Origin of the sequence: Allobaculum sp. JKK-2023, assembly GCF_034745455.1 — a bacterium.
In the GTDB taxonomy this organism is placed as follows: Bacteria; Bacillota_I; Bacilli_A; order Erysipelotrichales; family Erysipelotrichaceae; genus Allobaculum.
On sequence record NZ_JAYERV010000003.1, the window covers coordinates 2,789,886 to 2,808,062 of the forward strand.

At 46.6% G+C, this 18,177-nt stretch carries 10 protein-coding genes and 3 rRNA genes; 8 read left to right on the forward strand and 5 right to left on the reverse strand.

Going from position 1 to position 18,177, the window contains the following annotated elements; all coding sequences use genetic code 11:
* Positions 1-15 precede the first annotated feature (15 nt).
* From U4956_RS11345 to U4956_RS11360, 4 genes are all read left to right on the forward strand, one after another.
* Positions 16-1,544: ribosomal RNA gene (locus U4956_RS11345) — 16S ribosomal RNA — on the forward strand.
* A 315-nt stretch (positions 1,545-1,859) separates the two neighbouring features.
* Positions 1,860-4,741: ribosomal RNA gene (locus tag U4956_RS11350) — 23S ribosomal RNA — on the forward strand.
* Positions 4,742-5,035: 294 nt separating this feature from the next.
* Positions 5,036-5,142: ribosomal RNA gene (rrf, locus tag U4956_RS11355) — 5S ribosomal RNA — on the forward strand.
* Together the 16S, 23S and 5S rRNA genes form the textbook arrangement of a ribosomal RNA operon.
* 350 nt (positions 5,143-5,492) lie before the next feature.
* Positions 5,493-6,380: a histidinol-phosphatase gene (locus U4956_RS11360; RefSeq protein WP_323090807.1), complete on the forward strand. Its 888-nt coding sequence runs from the start codon at positions 5,493-5,495 to the stop codon at positions 6,378-6,380.
* Positions 6,381-6,807: 427 nt separating this feature from the next.
* On the opposite strand, the gene U4956_RS11365 is transcribed toward U4956_RS11360, so the two are convergent.
* The 4 genes from U4956_RS11365 to U4956_RS11380 all read right to left on the reverse strand — a co-directional run bounded on the left by U4956_RS11365 (position 6,808) and on the right by U4956_RS11380 (position 12,113).
* On the reverse strand, positions 6,808-8,241 hold the full coding sequence (locus U4956_RS11365; RefSeq protein WP_323090808.1) for a 6-phospho-beta-glucosidase: 1,434 nt from the start codon (positions 8,239-8,241) through the stop codon (positions 6,808-6,810).
* 280 nt (positions 8,242-8,521) lie between these two features.
* Complete coding sequence (locus tag U4956_RS11370) at positions 8,522-9,976, reverse strand: glycoside hydrolase family 1 protein (protein WP_323090809.1); 1,455 nt, start codon at positions 9,974-9,976, stop codon at positions 8,522-8,524.
* A 361-nt stretch (positions 9,977-10,337) separates the two neighbouring features.
* Positions 10,338-10,847, reverse strand: coding sequence for an AAA family ATPase (locus U4956_RS11375; protein ID WP_323090810.1), 510 nt, complete (start codon positions 10,845-10,847; stop codon positions 10,338-10,340).
* Positions 10,848-11,225: 378 nt separating this feature from the next.
* Positions 11,226-12,113: a MurR/RpiR family transcriptional regulator gene (locus U4956_RS11380; protein WP_323090811.1), complete on the reverse strand. Its 888-nt coding sequence runs from the start codon at positions 12,111-12,113 to the stop codon at positions 11,226-11,228.
* Positions 12,114-12,296: 183 nt separating this feature from the next.
* Here U4956_RS11380 and U4956_RS11385 point away from each other — a divergent pair, with 183 nt between their 5' ends.
* Both U4956_RS11385 and U4956_RS11390 read left to right on the forward strand, forming a co-directional pair.
* Positions 12,297-13,532, forward strand: a complete 1,236-nt coding sequence (locus tag U4956_RS11385; protein ID WP_323090812.1) for an MFS transporter — start codon at positions 12,297-12,299, stop codon at positions 13,530-13,532.
* A gap of 806 nt (positions 13,533-14,338) precedes the next feature.
* Positions 14,339-15,034 (forward strand): hypothetical protein, encoded by a 696-nt coding sequence (locus U4956_RS11390; protein ID WP_323090813.1) that lies wholly within the window; start codon positions 14,339-14,341, stop codon positions 15,032-15,034.
* 369 nt (positions 15,035-15,403) lie between these two features.
* Here the strand turns inward: U4956_RS11390 and U4956_RS11395 are convergent, their stop codons facing one another.
* Positions 15,404-15,772, reverse strand: a complete 369-nt coding sequence (locus U4956_RS11395; RefSeq protein ID WP_323090814.1) for a metalloregulator ArsR/SmtB family transcription factor — start codon at positions 15,770-15,772, stop codon at positions 15,404-15,406.
* A 172-nt stretch (positions 15,773-15,944) separates the two neighbouring features.
* On the opposite strand from U4956_RS11395, the gene U4956_RS11400 reads away from it, so the two are divergent.
* A complete protein-coding gene (locus tag U4956_RS11400; protein WP_323090815.1) occupies positions 15,945-16,160 on the forward strand; it encodes a cation transporter in 216 nt (71 codons plus the stop codon).
* 15 nt (positions 16,161-16,175) lie between these two features.
* Entirely contained in the window at positions 16,176-18,068 is a 1,893-nt protein-coding gene (locus U4956_RS11405) for a heavy metal translocating P-type ATPase (RefSeq protein ID WP_323090816.1), read from the forward strand.
* Positions 18,069-18,177: the final 109 nt, after the last annotated feature.

Genomic DNA, 18,177 nt, shown 5'->3' on the forward strand with positions numbered 1-18,177 from the left:
GCGTTGAGTCAATATCAAATGGAGAGTTTGATCCTGGCTCAGGATGAACGCTGGCGGCATGCCTAATACATGCAAGTCGAACGGAACACTTTTGTGTTCAGTGGCGAACGGGTGAGTAACACGTAGATAACCTGCCCATATCCGGGGGATACGCTTTGGAAACGAAGTCTAAAACCCCATAGGAAAACAGAAGGCATCTTCTGTTTTTGAAACAGGCCCTAAAGCCTGGGAGATGAATGGATCTGCGGTGCATTAGTTAGTTGGCAGGGTAAAAGCCTACCAAGACGATGATGCATAGCCGGCCTGAGAGGGCGATCGGCCACACTGGGACTGAGACACGGCCCAGACTCCTGCGGGAGGCAGCAGTAGGGAATTTTCGTCAATGGGCGCAAGCCTGAACGAGCAATGCCGCGTGAGTGAGGAAGGTCTTCGGATCGTAAAGCTCTGTTGCAGGTCAGAAAAGAAGGGAAGAGGAAATGCTTTTCTTTTGATAGTAACCTGCCAGAAAGTCACGGCTAACTACGTGCCAGCAGCCGCGGTAATACGTAGGTGGCAAGCGTTATCCGGAATGATTGGGCGTAAAGGGTGCGCAGGCGGCGTGGCAAGTCTGAAGTGAAAGGTACGGGCTCAACCTGTACAGGCTTTGGAAACTGCCACGCTCGAGGACAGGAGAGGGCGGTGGAACTCCATGTGTAGCGGTAAAATGCGTAGATATATGGAAGAACACCAGTGGCGAAGGCGGCCGCCTGGACTGTTACTGACGCTCAGGCACGAAAGCGTGGGGAGCAAATAGGATTAGATACCCTAGTAGTCCACGCCCTAAACGATGAGGAGCAGGTGTCGGGGGTAATGCCCCGGTGCCGAAGCTAACGCAATGACTCCTCCGCCTGGGGAGTATGCACGCAAGTGTGAAACTCAAAGGAATTGACGGGGGCCCGCACAAGCGGTGGAGTATGTGGTTTAATTCGAAGCAACGCGAAGAACCTTACCAGGCCTTGACATGGGATGCGAAGACTTAGAGATAAGTTGGAGGATATCATCCACACAGGTGGTGCATGGTTGTCGTCAGCTCGTGTCGTGAGATGTTCAGTTAAGTCTGGCAACGAGCGCAACCCTCGTGATCTGTTACTACCAGTAAGATGAGGACTCAGATCAGACTGCCGGTGACAAACCGGAGGAAGGCGGGGATGACGTCAAATCATCATGCCCCTTATGGCCTGGGCTACACACGTACTACAATGGCGCCTACAGACGGAAGCGAAGCTGTGAAGTGGAGCGAACCCGAGAAAAGGCGTCCCAGTTCGGATTGAAGTCTGCAACCCGACTTCATGAAGTTGGAATCGCTAGTAATCGCGGATCAGCATGCCGCGGTGAATACGTTCCCGGGCCTTGTACACACCGCCCGTCAAACCATGGAAGCCGGCAACGCCCGAAGCCGATGGCATAACCTGAAAAGGAGTGAGTCGTCGAAGGCGGGGCCGATGACTGGGGTTAAGTCGTAACAAGGTATCCCTACGGGAACGTGGGGATGGATCACCTCCTTTCTAAGGAGAAAGTACAAGGAAGCATTAAGTAACTAAGTTGGAGTCTGTAACAGAGTTTTGGAAGAGCGATCTTCCAGACTGATTAGCTGCAATAGCGGCACTGGTCTTCAGAAATGGAGAACAGTTCCAGTCAGTTCAAAACATGGATCTTTGAAAAACGAACATCAGTATAAGACATAACAGAAGGTCTGACGTAAGTTGTAAGTAACAACGTTACGAAAGTAATGAAAGATTTACCAAGTCAGAAAACAGTTAACAGTTCTTATTAGAAAAATCTCGAAAAAGCATAGTTAAAAACAAGCATATTTGAAACTAGATCAAGCAAGGAAGGGCGTACGGAGGATGCCTTGCCACTCTTGAATGAAGAAGGACGCATCAGACTGCGAAAAGCCGTGGGGAGCTGTCAGGAAAGCGACGATCCGCGGATATCCGAATGGGGGAACCCGGCTGGAGTCATATCCAGTCATTCATATCCAAGATATGAAGAGCAACCCGGTGAACTGAAACATCTAAGTAGCCGGAGGAAAAGAAAACAACAGTGATTTCCCGAGTAGCGGCGAGCGAAAGGGAATTAGCCCAAACCATAGCGATATGGGGTTGTAGGACCGCAATACACAAAACGCGAGTGAACAGGAACGTGATGGAAAGCACGGACACAGAAGGTGAAATCCCTGTACTGGAAAGCAAGCGGAGTAGTCAGCGGAATCCTGAGTACGACGGGACACGTGAAATCCTGTCGGAAGCAGGCGGGACCATCCGCCAAGGCTGAATAAGTAAGAGTGAGCGACAGTGAAGAAGTACCGTGAGGGAAAGGTGAAAAGAACCGCGCAAGCGGAGTGAAAGAGAACCTGAAACCGTATGCCTGCAAGAAGTCAGAGCCCGTCAAAGGGTGATGGCGTGCCTTTTGTAGAATGAACCGGCGAGCTGCTTTTGGATGCAAGGTTAAGCAGGAAAATGCGAAGCCGAAGCGAAAGCGAGTCTTAACAGGGCGTATATAAGTAGCCAGGAGCAGACCCGAAACCGGGTGATCTAGCCATGGGCAGGTTGAAGCAGAGGTGAAACTTTGTGGAGGACCGAACCGACCACCGTTGAAAAGTTGGCGGATGACCTGTGGCTGGCGGAGAAATTCCAATCGAACCCGGAGATAGCTGGTTCTCCCCGAAATAGCTTTAGGGCTAGCGTTAATGTAAGCCTGCGGAGGTAGAGCACTGAATTCATGATGGCCCCATCCCGGGGTACTGAATGGAATCAAACTTCGAATGCCGCAAGGATAGTAGTTGGCAGTCAGAGTGTGGGTGATAAGGTCCATGCTCAAGAGGGAAACAGCCCAGACCGCCGGCTAAGGCCCCAAAATGATGACTCAGTGGAAAAGGATGTGGGGACGCACGGACAACTAGGAGGTTGGCTCAGAAGCAGCCACCCTTTAAAGAGTGCGTAACAGCTCACTAGTCGAGTGGCCCTGCGCCGAAAATGTACCGGGGCTAAGTCATCTGCCGAAGCCGCGGATAAGGATTGAAAGATTTTTATGGTAGGGGAGCGTTGCATGTTCATGGAAGCAGAATCGTGAGAGTCTGTGGAGGACATGGAAGTGAGAATGCCGGTGTGAGTAGCGAGATGCAGGTGAGAATCCTGCACACCGAAAGCCCAAGGATTCCAGGGGAAGGTTCGTCCGCCCTGGGTCAGTCGGGACCTAATGATAAGCCGACAGGCGAAGCAGATGGAAAGCAGGCGAAGATTCCTGCACCCGCAATAAAGGCGATGGAGTGACAAAGACGGGAAGTGTGACCCTCTTAATGGATTGAGGGCCAAGCGCGGCAGTACGGATCCAGGCAAATCCGGATCAATGCGTACAGAGCGTGAAGGGTAAGCGAAATCGAAAGAAAGTAGCCAAGCACATGGAGCGGCTTTCAAGAAAAGCTTCTAGCTTAAACTTTATTGCGGCCCGTACCAAAACCGACACAGGTGGGCGCGCTGAGCAAGCGAAGGTGAGCGAGAGAACTGTTGCCAAGGAACTCGGCAAAATTGCCCCGTACGTTCGCAAGAAGGGGCGCTCGAGAGAGCCGCAGTGAAAAGGCCCAAGCGACTGTTTAACTAAAACACAGCTCTATGCAAAGCCGCAAGGCGAAGTATATGGGGTGACACCTGCCCGGTGCTGGAAGGTTAAGGGGATCTGTTATCCGCAAGGAGAAGCAGTGGTCCGAAGCCCCAGTGAACGGCGGCCGTAACTATAACGGTCCTAAGGTAGCGAAATTCCTTGTCAGGTAAGTTCTGACCCGCACGAAAGGTGAAACGATTTGGGCGCTGTCTCGGCAGCAGACTCGGTGAAATCTTAGTACCTGTGAAAATGCAGGTTACCCGCAACTAGACGGAAAGACCCCATGGAGCTTTACTGCAGCCTGGTATTGGGTTTTGGATGATCATGTACAGGATAGGCGGGAGGCTAAGAAGAAGGAACGCCAGTTTCTTTGGAGCCGCCGTTGGGATACCGCCCCTGATGATTTGAAGCCCTAACGTGAAGAGAGAATCTTACAGACAGTGCCAGGCGGGCAGTTTGACTGGGGCGGTCGCCTCCTAAAGAGTAACGGAGGCGCCCAAAGGTGCGTTCAGTCTGGATGGAAACCAGACAGAGAGTGTAAATGCAAAAGCGCGCCTGACTGCGACACCAACAAGTGGAGCAGGGACGAAAGTCGGGATTAGTGATCCGGCGGTACCGAATGGAAGGGCCGTCGCTCAACGGATAAAAGCTACCCTGGGGATAACAGGCTGATCCCGCCCAAGAGTTCACATCGACGGCGGGGTTTGGCACCTCGATGTCGGCTCATCGCATCCTGGAGCTGGATTCGGTTCCAAGGGTTGGGCTGTCCGCCCATTAAAGCGGTACGCGAGCTGGGTTCAGAACGTCGTGAGACAGTTCGGTCCCTATCTGTTGTGGGCGCAGGAGATCTGAGGGGAGCTGTCCTCAGTACGAGAGGACCGGGATGGACCTGCCAATGGTGCATCGGTTGTCACGCCAGTGGCACAGCCGGGCAGCCAAGCAGGGAATGGATAAGCGCTGAAAGCATCTAAGTGCGAAGCCAGCCCCAAGATAAGATCTGCGGTAGATAAGACCCCTTGAAGACTACAAGGAAATAGGCTGGGTATGGAAGTTACGTGAGTAATGAAGTTGGCCAGTACTAATCGGTCGAAAGCTTAATCTAAGATAAACGAGAGCGCCTGTTGGAGTGATGAAGAATGAAGAAGATGGAAACAGAGTCAAAGAGGCAAGTTAAAGACAATGATTCCAGAATCATTCAAAATCACAGACAGGCGGTAATAAGAAGTAAACGATCAGAAATGATCAGATCATAACTGTAACCAAAGTTATGTTGAAGCTGGTGTTTGTTTTTGAAAGATTCATGTGAAATGAAATCAACCCGCGGTATTCGCAAGAATACTGAAATCGAATCTGTCATTGAATGATCATCCAAAGATGCGCTGATTCAATGAAATGGTATGGTGACGATAGCCAATGGGTCACACCCGTTCCCATCTCGAACACGGCCGTTAAGCCATTGAACGCCGACGATAGTGTAAAAGCAAAAATAGGAAGTCGCCAGACGAAAGCAAGCCCTGAAGGATTGAGAAATCAATCTTTCGGGGCTGTTTTTTATTGCTTTAGTTAGTTGATTCTAATTTCTGGATAACGTTTTTTACTTGATCAAAGAAGGAAGCTGGATTCGGCACTGGTTGCTTTTCGGGTAATGGCAGGGGATTCCTGCTTAATGGAGGCAGAGTGAAGAGATTGAAATGATTTATCTGAAAGAAATGGGAAACGTTTACAGAAAATAAATCGACTAATTTACATTTTTAGAATGATTTTCCTTGGTGTTCTGAAAAAATGGGCCTATCATGTGTTCACGTAATGACAACAGATGTCTACAAAATATAAGCGAAAGGAAGCAGGAAAACATGCTGAAACAGAATCTTCATACGCATACCGCGTATGACCACGGTAAAGATACCGTCGAAGAAATGATCCAGACAGCTCTGGATAAAGGATTTACAACGCTTGGCTTTTCCGGACACGGAACGAATAAGCCCTTGGCGCCTACTTCCATGAGCTCAGAAAACCAGAAAGCCTACAAAGAGGCCATCCGCCAGGCCAAAGAAAAATACAAAGACCAGATTGAAATCTATATGGGGATCGAACAGGATTCGATGGCCCCTTTTGAAGATGATGAGCTGGATTATAAGATTGGCAGTGTCCATTATCTTTGCAGGGACGGACGGGTAGAACCATTGGATGATAATCCGCAGCTCTTTGAAGCAATCCGTGATGAGATGTATGGCGGCAGCATTGAAACAATGGTGAAAGCTTATTATCAGACGGTCGAAGATATGATGGATTTTCAGAACTTTGATATTGTCGGCCACATTGATCTGATCTCGAAGTTCAACGAAAATGAAGAATACTTTGGCTTTGAAGAACCCTGGTATTTAAAGGCCGCCTGCCATGCCATTCAAAAGGGAATTGATCAGGGATTGATCTTTGAGATGAATACTGGTGCTGTTGCAAGAGGTAACCGCCAGACTGCCTATCCATCGGATGCCCTGCTTGACTATATGGCAAGTCATGGGGCTAAGCTGGTCGTCAACACCGATTGTCATGATCGAAACTTTCTGGATTGCCAGATGGAACTCTCGATTGAACGGGCCCGCAAAGCTGGCTTTACCCATCTGATGCGCTTAACACCAGATGGTTTTGTCGAAGAGCCGATAGAACACTATCAGGCATCCAAGAAAATGGCGGTCAAAACAGCCCGGCAATCCCAGATAAGAAGAGCGGTTCTGAAATAATAGCTTGTGCTTTTTGATGGGAAAAATTCGATTTGTCTTTTTTCAAAAAGGCAGACAGGCCCTCATTTCCCCAGCCTTTAGAGGACGGAATACGACGGGTGTATGCAGCCATATTCTGCCTGTTCCCTCCATATTACCCTCCATATTATATGGAAAGAAAATTGGAGAAAACAAAACGGAAATTCAGTTTCCAGACGGCTGGGAAATGAATCGATCACCCCAGTTCAGTCCAAAATTGCGGCTCAACGAAAATCGAGCATTGAAAAAGGCGTCAGACAGATGGTTGTCTGGCGCCTTTGGTCATTTCTGTTCTTATGGAGTTCTGGATCTGGATCTGATGAATTCTGGATCTGATGAATTCTGGAGTTGAAGTCATCTGCCAGAGATTCATCCATTTTGAACGCATCGATTCATCAAACTGTATGGATTAGTCGAGTTCTTCACCGTTCGAAGCAATAACACCCTTGAACCAGTCGAAGGAGTCCTTTTTATAGCGGTCGAGACTTCCGGAACCGTCGTTGTTGCGGTCGACATAAACGAAGCCGTAACGTTTTTTCATTTCGCCAGTACCGAAGGATACACAGTCGATCCAGCCCCATGGCGTATAGCCCATTAAATCAACACCGTCTTCTTCTACCGCAAGTTTCATCTGTTCAATGTGGGATTTGAGGTAGTTGATGCGGTAAGGGTCATGGCAGGTCTTATCTTCTTCGAGAACGTCGATAGCCCCAAAGCCATTTTCAACGATAAACAGCGGCTTTTCGTAGCGTTCATAGAAGGTGTTGAGTGCATAGCGCAGACCTTCCGGGTCAATGGTCCAGCCCCAGTCAGACTGTTTGAGGTAGGGGTTTGGAACGGTGTTGGCTCCACCGCCATCCATGCCATCGCTCTGGACGTTGGCCTGGGAGTCTACGACGTTGGTCATGTAGTAGGAGAAGCCGATGTAGTCAACGGTTCCTTCTTTGAGGGCTTCGAGATCTTCCTCGGTGATGTCGAGATTGAAGCCTTTCCGTTCAAAGTTCTTGATTGCATAGGATGGATAGTGGCCGCGGCATTGGACATCGCAGAAGAACCAGCGGTCGTGCATGCGCTGAACGGATAAGTTCATGTCTGCAGGACGGCAGGAGAGCGGATAGATTGGAACCATGGCGATCATGTTGCCAATTAAAAAATCAGGGTTGATTTCGTGGCCGAGTTTTACCGCTTTGGCGCTGGCAACGAGTTCGTAATGACCGCACTGGTACATCGCTTCTTCAGGATTTGGATACTTCGAGAACATGGCACCGGAGTTGGTCCAGCCAAAGATGTCGTTGGTGTAGTTCATCTGGTTGTTGATCTCGTTGAAGGTCATCCAGTATTTAACTTTGTCTTTGTAGCGTTCGAAGCAGGCTTTGGCAAAGTTTAAGAAGAAGTCGATGGTTTTGCGGTTCATAAAGCCGTCGTATTCACGGGCAAGGTGAACAGGCATTTCAAAGTGGGACAGAGTGATAACGGGTTCGATGCCGTATTTATGCAGTTCATCAAACAGGTCATCATAGAACTGTAAGCCTTCTTCGTTTGGTTCGGTTTCATCGCCATTTGGGAAAATACGGCTCCAGGCAATGGAAGTACGGAAGCATTTGAAGCCGAGTTCAGCCATCAGTTTTACGTCTTCTTTGTAGCGGTGGTAGAAGTCGATACCGATGTGGTTTGGATAGTACTTATCCGGTTCGATGGTTTCGGTGATTTCACGTGGTACACCATGGGCGCCAGCGGTCATAACGTCAGCTACGGAATAACCTTTGGAAGTGTCGAGCACGCCGCCTTCAAACTGATGGGCTGCCAGAGCGCCGCCCCATAAGAAATTTTCAGGTAAACTCATAATTTTTCTCCTCTTAATCTCTTCTCATGGATTGTAGATGAATATAGATAAAGCACAGAACAAAAATACAGGGAGGTAAAGCTTGCAAGAACCGGTCGCAGGACCGGTTGTCCGGTTAATCAGCAGACCAGCAGTTTGGCTGAAGGATGATTCAGTGGATCAATGATCCAACAGATCGATGCTGTTCTGGATGCTGCCTTGGCAAGTCAATGATTGAGGGAATCGTGCCCAGACAGCTCAGAGATCGAATCGGTCTGTCGATCACTGAAGGATTTACAAATTAGTCGTAGATTTCTTCTGCTTTCAGATCAGAGAGATCTTCACCATTGCTTGCGATGACGCGTTTGTACCAGTAGAAGGAATCCTTTTTAAAGCGATCGAGAGTTTTCAGGTCGAATTCGTCGCGGTCAACATAGATGAAGCCATAGCGCTTCACCATACCTTCGTGAGTGGAGATCAAATCGACAGCACTCCATGGGCAATAGCCTAAGAACTCAGTACCATCGGTGATACTCTTCTGGATCTGGGCAATGTGATCCTGATAGTACTTGATGCGGTATTCATCATGAATACGGCCATCTTCAGTGAGGGTATCGTATGCACCCAATCCGTTTTCGGTCACTAATAACGGCAGGTGGTAGCGGGAATACATTTCGCGGGTGGTCGCGCGGAAGCCAACGGGGTCAATTTCCCAGCCGAACTGTGTTTTTGGCAGGTTCGGGTTGTGGATCTGACGGAAAACACCAGGAATCGCGCGCCCGGACTGCTGGTCGCCTAATGTGGCATCGGCCGTTTCAGTCAGGGCATCGAAATCAGCAGCTTCGACAGTTGCGGTGTTGTAGTAGTTAAAGCCAATGAAGTCTGGATGTGCATTTTTCATGGCTTCTTCATCACCAGGTGCGAAGGTTGGGGTTGCATCATGGTCTTTGAGATAGCTCCAGACGATGGCATTGTAGATTCCGTAAACAGCCATATCGAGATAGAGCCAGTTACGGATGGCGTTAAAGTTCTGGGCAGCCAGAATATCTTCTGGTTTGCAGGAAGCAGGATAGACCAGGGAGATGTTTGGAGCGGGACCAATTTTTGCACCAGGAAGCATCTCGTGGCATAAGCACATGGCTTTGGCCTGGGCAACGAGCATGTGATGGTTTTGCTGATAGATTTCCTTTAAGACGTTGGTGCAGCCTTCTGGTAAGTGGAGAGTTCCAATGACAGGTCCCGACAAAGTCAGCACGTTCTGTTCGTTGATGGTTAACCAGTATTTAACGCGATCACCGAAGTTTTCAAACAGAATGGCTGCAAAGTCAACAAACCATTTTACGGATTCCGGGTTGCCCCAGCTGCCGCGTTCATCAAGAGCGGCTGGCATATCGAAGTGGAACATGGTGACGAGTGGTTCGATACCGTATTTCAGGCATTCGTTGATGACGTTGTTGTAGTAGTCAATGCCTTTCTGGTTGATTTCGCCAGTTCCGTTAGGAAGAATACGGCTCCAGGCAATGGAGAAACGGTAAGTTTTGAAGCCCATTTCTGCCATGAGTTTAATGTCTTCTTTGTAGCGATGATACTGGTCAGCGCAGACTTTCAGGTCAGAAGTGCCAGCGGGAACTTGTTTGACGTCCTGGCAGCTTGGGCCTTTACCATCTTCCAGACTGGCTCCTTCTACCTGATAGGCAGAAGTTGATGCACCCCATAAGAAATCTTTGGGGAAAGGTTGATTTTGTGGATGATACATAAACGGCTTCCTTTCTTTGGTTACTTATCATTGACCCTATTATAGAAAAACTCCGTTTTGACTGACTAGACCCAAAATGAAGTTTGGAAAACGTTTTCGTTGTTTTTAAAAAAATGGGCAGGTAAGTCGAAATGAAATTTCGATGGAAAAGGGAAAAAGCGAAATGAGGAAGTTTTTGAGATGTTCATAATGAAAAATGAGCACATCCTATGGCGTGGTTTGGATACCTCACAGCCGTTAGATGTGCTCAGTTCGAGCAAAAGCTCATGATTTTAAAAAGGGAAGGAGTGACTTTGGATGGAAAGGAATGAAATGGCTTCAGGTGTGAGAGACGGAAAGCGTCTGCAATCCTGGAGAGCGGCTAAGGACGCAGATTTTTGATTTCATTGACAATCATCGTCACAGTTTTTTGAGTGGTATCTATCTGGAAGGTGTTGAGGTTTTGGTAGAGCGGGATTCTTGCGATGCTTCGTTCCATGACATCTGCAGTGCGAATTCCGCTTTCAATATCTCTGGATAATCGCTGCCGCAGATTCTTTTCATTTGCGACAAGCGAGATACAGTGCACGATGCAGGCATTTGTCTTTAGGTCCAGCTTTTCAAGGATGGAGTCGATAATCTTTTGTTCGTGCATCACCCAGCAGAAAATAATGTTTTCATAGGCGGAACAGTTTAGAAAGTTGTTTAACACATGGCAGATATTATCCATCACCATGTCTTTGGTTTCTTCAGTGACCTGGAAGGGATCCGCATCCCAGCACCAGTCGCCGTCCAGAAATACGCTGTTGGGTAAACCGCGTTTGATCTGCTGGCAGACGGTTGTTTTTCCGACGCCCATCGGGCCGCCGATTAGATATAGAGTTTTCATCATTCATACCTCCGTAGAGTTTTAATCCCTGGAATTATCATCATTCATACCCGTATAGAGCATTTATCCGTAGAATTTTTATTGCTCCAGCCTGCAATTTTGATGGATGTTGTTGTGTTTCAGGTTTTGCCTGACGGTAGTTTTTGATTTTCCTTTTTTGATGGTCAGGATTACTTACGGCCGGGTAATGATTCTGGTTCTTGTCCTGGTGGTTTTCTTTAAGCTTCCATCCGGAACCGATCAGAAACTGTTTTTTTTAATGTGGCAAGCGTTTAGTGATTTGATTCCCTTGCATAGTTGTATGGCTTTGAAAGAACGGGCATCTCTTCGGAGATGTCCTTTTTTGATTCCGGAAAAACGGGGCAAAAATGCGGAATAAGACTATTTGGTTTCTTCTTCCGCGATCACGCTGCTGGCAGCCTGCCGGTGAGATTCAATGTTCCGGGCGGTCTGGATGCGCAGATCCAGATTCTGGTCGTAGTGTTTCCAGAACAGGACCGAGTACAGGGCGTCAAGAACGTAATCAATGGCACTTTCAGTGGTGTACCAGCTGATTTTTGAATACATTTTTTCACGGGTGCAGATGGGCAAGACGACATTAGCCAGAGTGGACAGGGTGCTGTCACCAATCGAGGTAATGGCGATGATTGGAGTCGAAGCAAGGTAGGCGGTATTGACATTGCGTAGGGTGTCCACCGTTTCGCCAGAATAAGAAATGGCTACAACGACAACATCAGGGGATTCCAGTTCGTGATTGTAGCGCAGCTCGGAATCGGGTGGATAACAACGGGCTCGTTTGCCAATACGGCCCAGTTTGAGCGCAAAACTGTCCCCCAGCATAAGGGTGTTGTGAGAGCCTAAAATGATGACCATGCCAGCCTGGTCGATGAAGTCGGCTGCCTTACGTATACTTGCAGGCGATAAAAGTTCAGCTGTGTCTTCAATGGCTGCGGCTTTGAGCTGGGCAACTTTATGGATAATTGACGCGATGGAATCCTGTCTGGAAAAGGGAATATTGGCGTCGATATCCGGAAAGTGGCTGGAGAGGTATTTCTGTTCTTCAAGCAGGTTCTCCTTAAACGAATCCCAGCCAGAATAGCCTAACTTATGGGCCAGACGAATGAGAGTTGCGTTGGAGGTATAACAGGCTTTGGCAATTTCCTGGATGGTCATATTGGCGATATTGATCTCTTCTTTACAGATGTAATCAATTACGGCTTGCTGGGCATCAGAAAACTTGCCCGCCTTCATTTTTTCGGTCACTAACATAGAAAAATCATATCAACAGAAACGACAGTGCGCCAGTAAGGGTTTTCATCAAAAAAAGGGCGAAACGTCATTCCATCCTTTTTTGCATCTCTTACGTTACAGAATTCTGAGTCGTATAGTTTCTTTGCGCTTAAGAAATGAAGCGATCAGAGAGTTGAGAAAAAACAAGGAGATTTGAGGAAGATGAAAAACTGGATGCGAAAAGCCGATGCCAGACCGGCAGATATGAATCATTTACAGGTGAAATACAATTTGGTACAGATTTCATTCTGGGCAGCAAGCTGTGCAATCTGTGCATTTATCGCCATTTTTTTACAGGCAAAAGGGCTGACCAATACCCAGATTGGAACGGTTACCGGCGGGGCCTGCATTTTAAACATTGTTCTTTCCCCTTTTTTATCTGGATTGACTTCCCGTTTTAATAAAATTTCGCTGCAAGGATATGTCATGGCAGGCATGGCTGTGACTGTCATCGGTTATCTGCTTTGTGCGTATGTGAGTCTGCCAGTCATTGCTTTGATGGTTGTTTACATGATTACTTATTGCGTAAATATTTCGATGGTACCATTGATCGCAAGCATTTCCATGAACTACACCGCTGCTGGCCATGAAGTGAACTTTGGGCTGGCAAGAGGATTAGGATCCATTACGTATGCGATCTGTGCTGTCGGCCTGACACAGATGACAACAATCTTCAATCCGATGATCCTTTCTGTGATTTACCTGATTGGTGTAGCTGCTTTTTTTGCGATTCTGATGTCTACTCCAAAAACTTACGCTGCTGGCAATGAAGAGGCAAAAGGCGGCAGCCTGATCGAAATGGTGGGCAAATATAAAAGCTTCTTTGGAATCCTGATTGGATTTGCATTCCTGTTTACTGCAGTAACCAGCCTGGCCACTTATCAGATCAACATCATTAAAAACCTTGGTGGAACAGAAGCTGTTTATGGAATTTCGGTATTTGCTTCCGCTGCTACAGAGCTGCCATTCATGGCTATGGCCGGTAAGCTTCAAAAACGTTTCTCGGCGATGAACTTAATGGCTGCCGCCGCTGTCTGCTACATTGCCCGCAACCTTCTGATTGCTTATGCACCAACTTTGCCACTGATGTTTTTAGGCCTGATGCTCCAGGGTGCAAGCTATGGTCTGATGACTGCTGTCATTACTGTTTATGTCAATGACCATCTGGAGAGTCAGGATCAGGTGATGGGCCAGACAATGATTACTGTATTAACCTGTGGCGTAGGTTCCTGCCTTGGCAACGTGCTGGGGGGAATCCTGCAAGATACAATGGGGATTGATGTGATGTTCTTCTTTACCTCGATGATGACTTTGATTGGCGCAGCGATCATTATTCTGACCGTTGTTGCATCAAAACGACTGGTGATTCGCCGGATTCGCAAATCGTACCAGATGTAATAATTGTTTCTGACCTGCTTCTTGCAACGAACATAGAGAAGAGGATTTTAGAGAAATGGATTTCGACAGCTTTCCATGGACGAATATTCTGGCGTTCAGGAAGGCTGTTTTTTTGTACTTGATTTGAGCAGGCATGAGCGGGTAAAGGAGAATGAAAGGAAGGAGATCTGGTGGATACAAGAAGGTATTTCTGGCTAGGCTGATCAGGTGAATGATCAGATATGTTAAATATGAATATAAGTATAAAGAAGAGAAAAAAAAGAGAATCCAACAGTCGAAAGTCCCGAAAATGCTCACGGAAAATCGGATCAGAATGACCGCAGTATTTATCATATTTTTATGTGTAAAGTGAAAAAGATGGAAAAGAAAGAAGACAGAAGCAGAGATGAGTTGGGCTGTCTGAACAGGGTTAAAGGATAATATTCACTTTATTTATCACGATTTAACTGATATAAGGATTGGTTTGTAAATCTGAACGTGATCAAATGATCTGTATATATTAAGTATATGACTGAATAAGATAATTCAGAAAATTAATTGTTAAACAATTGTAATCATATCGTGAATCAGCATAAATAAAGATAGACAGAAGTGAAACATAAGGATAGAATAAAGATATAGTTAAGAGACTATTAAGATAAAAATGTTCAGATAGAGCAATGCAGATAAATTGGAAGCTTAAGCGTTTTTATCTTTCACTCTTGGATGAAGAGAAAGGAATATGCCAGCAGAATGGCATTAAGGAATACAAGATGAATCATATAAACCATAGAATTGGAAACAGTCCTGAGAATGGGTCGATAAAAATGATAAAAATATGGAAGAGAAGGGGATGGCGGATTGCGGGAGTCGCTGTGGGCTGCCTGTTTGCGGCTATGATGAGCGTCAGCCTTTCCAAACATGTTCCAGCCGAGATTCAGGGGTATGTGTATCCAAAGGGAACCAAAGTGAGCGAGCAAGAACTCAAGGCGAGTCATAATGGGGAAGAGAATGAGGCAGCGAATGACCTGCCTGAAACAAAAGAAGATTCAGAATTTGGATCTGCATCGAAGGAACAGATTGAAGATACTTCTGCTCCTTTGCAGACGGGCTTCGCAGAGTTTGCTCAACCAGAACCAAAATTAGATGAGGCGCCTGCTGCTCCGGAAAGCCCGGCTATTCTCGATCAATCTGCTGATCAAGTTTCCAACGCCCCTTTGAACCAGGGAACGATCCTGCCAGAAGAAGTGACCGTCCTTTTACAGGATGAAGATCAGACAAATACCTGGATAGAGCCAGCGCTTCCGACTCCTGAACCAGATCAGAATCACCCGATGGAACTGGTCGAGGACTTACCGGCCGCGTTATCACCGGAACAGGTCCCACAGGAACAGGTCATTGAGCAGCCTGCGGAACCTGCATATATTGAACCAACTTATGTAGAACCCGAACCCGTTGAACCAATTTATATTGAACCGGTTTATATTGGACCAGATGAGCCTCTGAATTTTTCTGAATTTTAAGTCATAGATCCTCCTGGATAAATTGCCTCTGATTAAAAGATCGGAGGCTTTTTTACGGCTTAAACGAAGAAGAGCGGGCAGAAAGAATCGGATGGAGAAAGAAAATCGGGAAACGGTAAAAATCTTTACGCTTCAAAGACTATATTTGTAAAAAGCAAAACAGGCATCAGTTGTAAAAACGTTTAAACAAGAAAAACCTTCCTGTTCGTTGGAAATACAGACAGAAAGGTGCAGCAGGCGATCAATCACCGCATGAGTGTTGTATAGAAGATTGAGACATAGAGAAAGGAAAGGGCATCCTTTATGGCTGCAAGACAGGTCTATAAGAGTAAAGACAGGTCTATAAGAGTATAGGAAAGGAAAGGAAATTTATCCTTCTTCCAGGATGTGAGCCAATGCAACTTTGATAATTGAATGAATATGTTCATCATCCAGGGAATAATAAACAGTTTTGCCATCTTTGCGGTTCTTTACCAGCTTGGCGGCTTTTAATGCCCGCAGCTGATGGGAAATGGCTGAACGGGACATAGAAACCAGTTCAGCCAGGTCAGAAACGCAAAGTTCGCCGGCCTCTAAAGCGGTCAAAATCTTCAGGCGGGTCTGATCACCCATGATTTTATAAAAGTCAGCCAGTTTTTCGATTGCTTCCGAGCAGGGCATTGCTTGCTTTGCGGCGGCTACCGCTTCAGGATTCTGAATCTCGTAAACACCAGCTGTTTCAATTTGTTTTGTGTCCATGAGTTCAGTATACATGGTTTGGTAAAAAATCGTAATTTGTATGTGTGAACAGTTGCGCAATTAAGAAACTACGCTATAATCTAACTGTAAACAGTTGAACAACTATTCAACTAACAATATAAAACTCGGTCTTATCCAAAAAGGATTGAGACTGAGACGAAGGAGATTTATTATGAGAAAAACATATAAAATTGAAGTTGACTGCCCAACCTGCGCACAGAAATTAGAAGACTGCGCTTCAGCAACAGCGGGCGTAGAAAAAGCAACCGTGAACCTGATGACTCAGAAGCTGGCTATCCAGGCTGAAAAAGAAGAACAGGATCGCATCATCCAGGAGATTGCGGACAAAATGAAAAAGATCGACGATGATGTCGTGATCTATTTCTAGGCATTAAGAAGCAGCATGACTAAAAAACAAAAGAAAAATCTAAAACGGATTTTGATTACGGCTGTCTGCTATTTTGCGACAGCAATCTCCACGATCTGGATTTCCTGGAATCCGGTCGTTCTCGCTCTGGTCTATCTGGCCATTTACCTGTATATTTCCATGGATGTTCTGAAACGGACGATCAAAAACATTCAAAATAAAGATTTCATGGACGAGAATTTCTTGATGACTGTAGCATCATTAGGCGCCTTCATCCTGGGAGAGTATTCGGAATCTGTTGCGGTTATGTTGTTTTACCAGATCGGAGAGTGGTTTCAGTCTTACGCTCTTGAGCGGTCAAGAAAAAGCATTTCTGCTTTGATGGACATTCGTCCTGAATATGCGAACCTTGAAAAGGATGGGGAAATCGACGAAGTTGATCCAGAAGAAGTGCAGCCTGGAGACATCATTGTCATCAAACCAGGTGAGCGTATTCCGCTGGATGGTGAAGTCATTTCCGGAACCAGCTCGATTGATACATCAGCTCTGACCGGAGAAAGCGTTCCGCGTACTGTCAGAGAAGGCAGTGATGTGATTTCCGGCTGTATCAATAACAGCGGGGTTCTTAAGGTGCGCGTATCCAAACCCTATGAAGAATCTACGGTCAGCCGTATTCTGGATCTGGTTGAAAATGCGACCGATAAAAAGAGCCGATCCGAACAATTTATTACAAAATTTGCGAAGATTTATACTCCGATTGTCGTTTACAGTGCAATTGCCCTGGCGATTATCCCATCGATTATTACTGGCCAATGGCAGACATGGATTTACCGCGCTCTGGAATTTTTGGTTATTTCCTGCCCATGTGCCTTGGTTATTTCTGTACCCCTTGCTTTCTTTGGCGGCATTGGTGGTGCCAGCCGTTGTGGAATCCTGGTTAAGGGAAGCACCTACTTACAGGATCTCTCCGAAGTAAAAACGATGGTCTTTGATAAGACTGGAACTTTGACTAAAGGCACTTTTGAAGTGGCCAGTGTCGAATCTCTGACCATGAGCAATAAAGAACTCCTCAATCTTTGTGCAAAAGCTGAGTCTTTCTCTACTCATCCAATCGCTTTAAGCATTGAACGGGCAGCCGGACTGGCCAATCCAAAAGAGGGTGTAGGCCAGGTTGAAGAAGTGGCTGGAAAAGGCTTGGTTGCGGATGTAGAAGGTAAGAAAATTGCCTGTGGAAACCAGAAACTAATGACAAGCCTGGGTATCCCCGCTCAGGATCTCCCTGATGGAAGTGGTTTTGGTACTGTCGTTTACGTAGCGGTAGATGGTATGTATGCGGGTGTAATTGAAGTTGCGGATGAACCTAAAGAAGAAGCAAAAACCGTCTTTGATTTACTGAAAAAATTCGGTGTGGAAAAATTCGTGATGCTGACAGGTGACAGTGAGACTGTTGCTCAGGCTGTCGCAAATAAGACCGGAATCACCGAAGTCCATGCACAGCTGTTACCGGAGCAGAAAGTTGAAGACCTTGAAAAAATCCTGAATGGATCCCATCAGGGTAAAGTGGCTTACATTGGAGATGGAATTAACGACGCTCCTGTACTGACGCGTGCCGATGTCGGAATTGCGATGGGTGGTCTTGGAAGCGATGCCGCCATCGAGGCAGCCGATATTGTATTAATGGATGACCAGCTGGATTCCTTGATTACAGCTATCCAGATTTCGAAAAAGACTTTACGCATCGCAAAAGAAAATATCGTCTTTGCGATCGCCGTGAAGATTTTGATGCTCATTCTTGGAGCGTTTGGTATCGTAAATATGTGGGGAGCAGTCTTTGCGGACGTTGGCGTCGCCATCTTATGTATCCTGAATTCGATTCGTGCTTTAAACGAAACCAAATATCAAGTAAATGTACCTCAGCCGGCTAAATAACGCCGGCTTTTTTGGTGACCATGCTCAGCGCAATTTTTCAAAGGCTTTTCGTTCAACGTGGACAATGGCTTCTTTTAATCCGGATAAAATAAAAACAATATAGGATTTT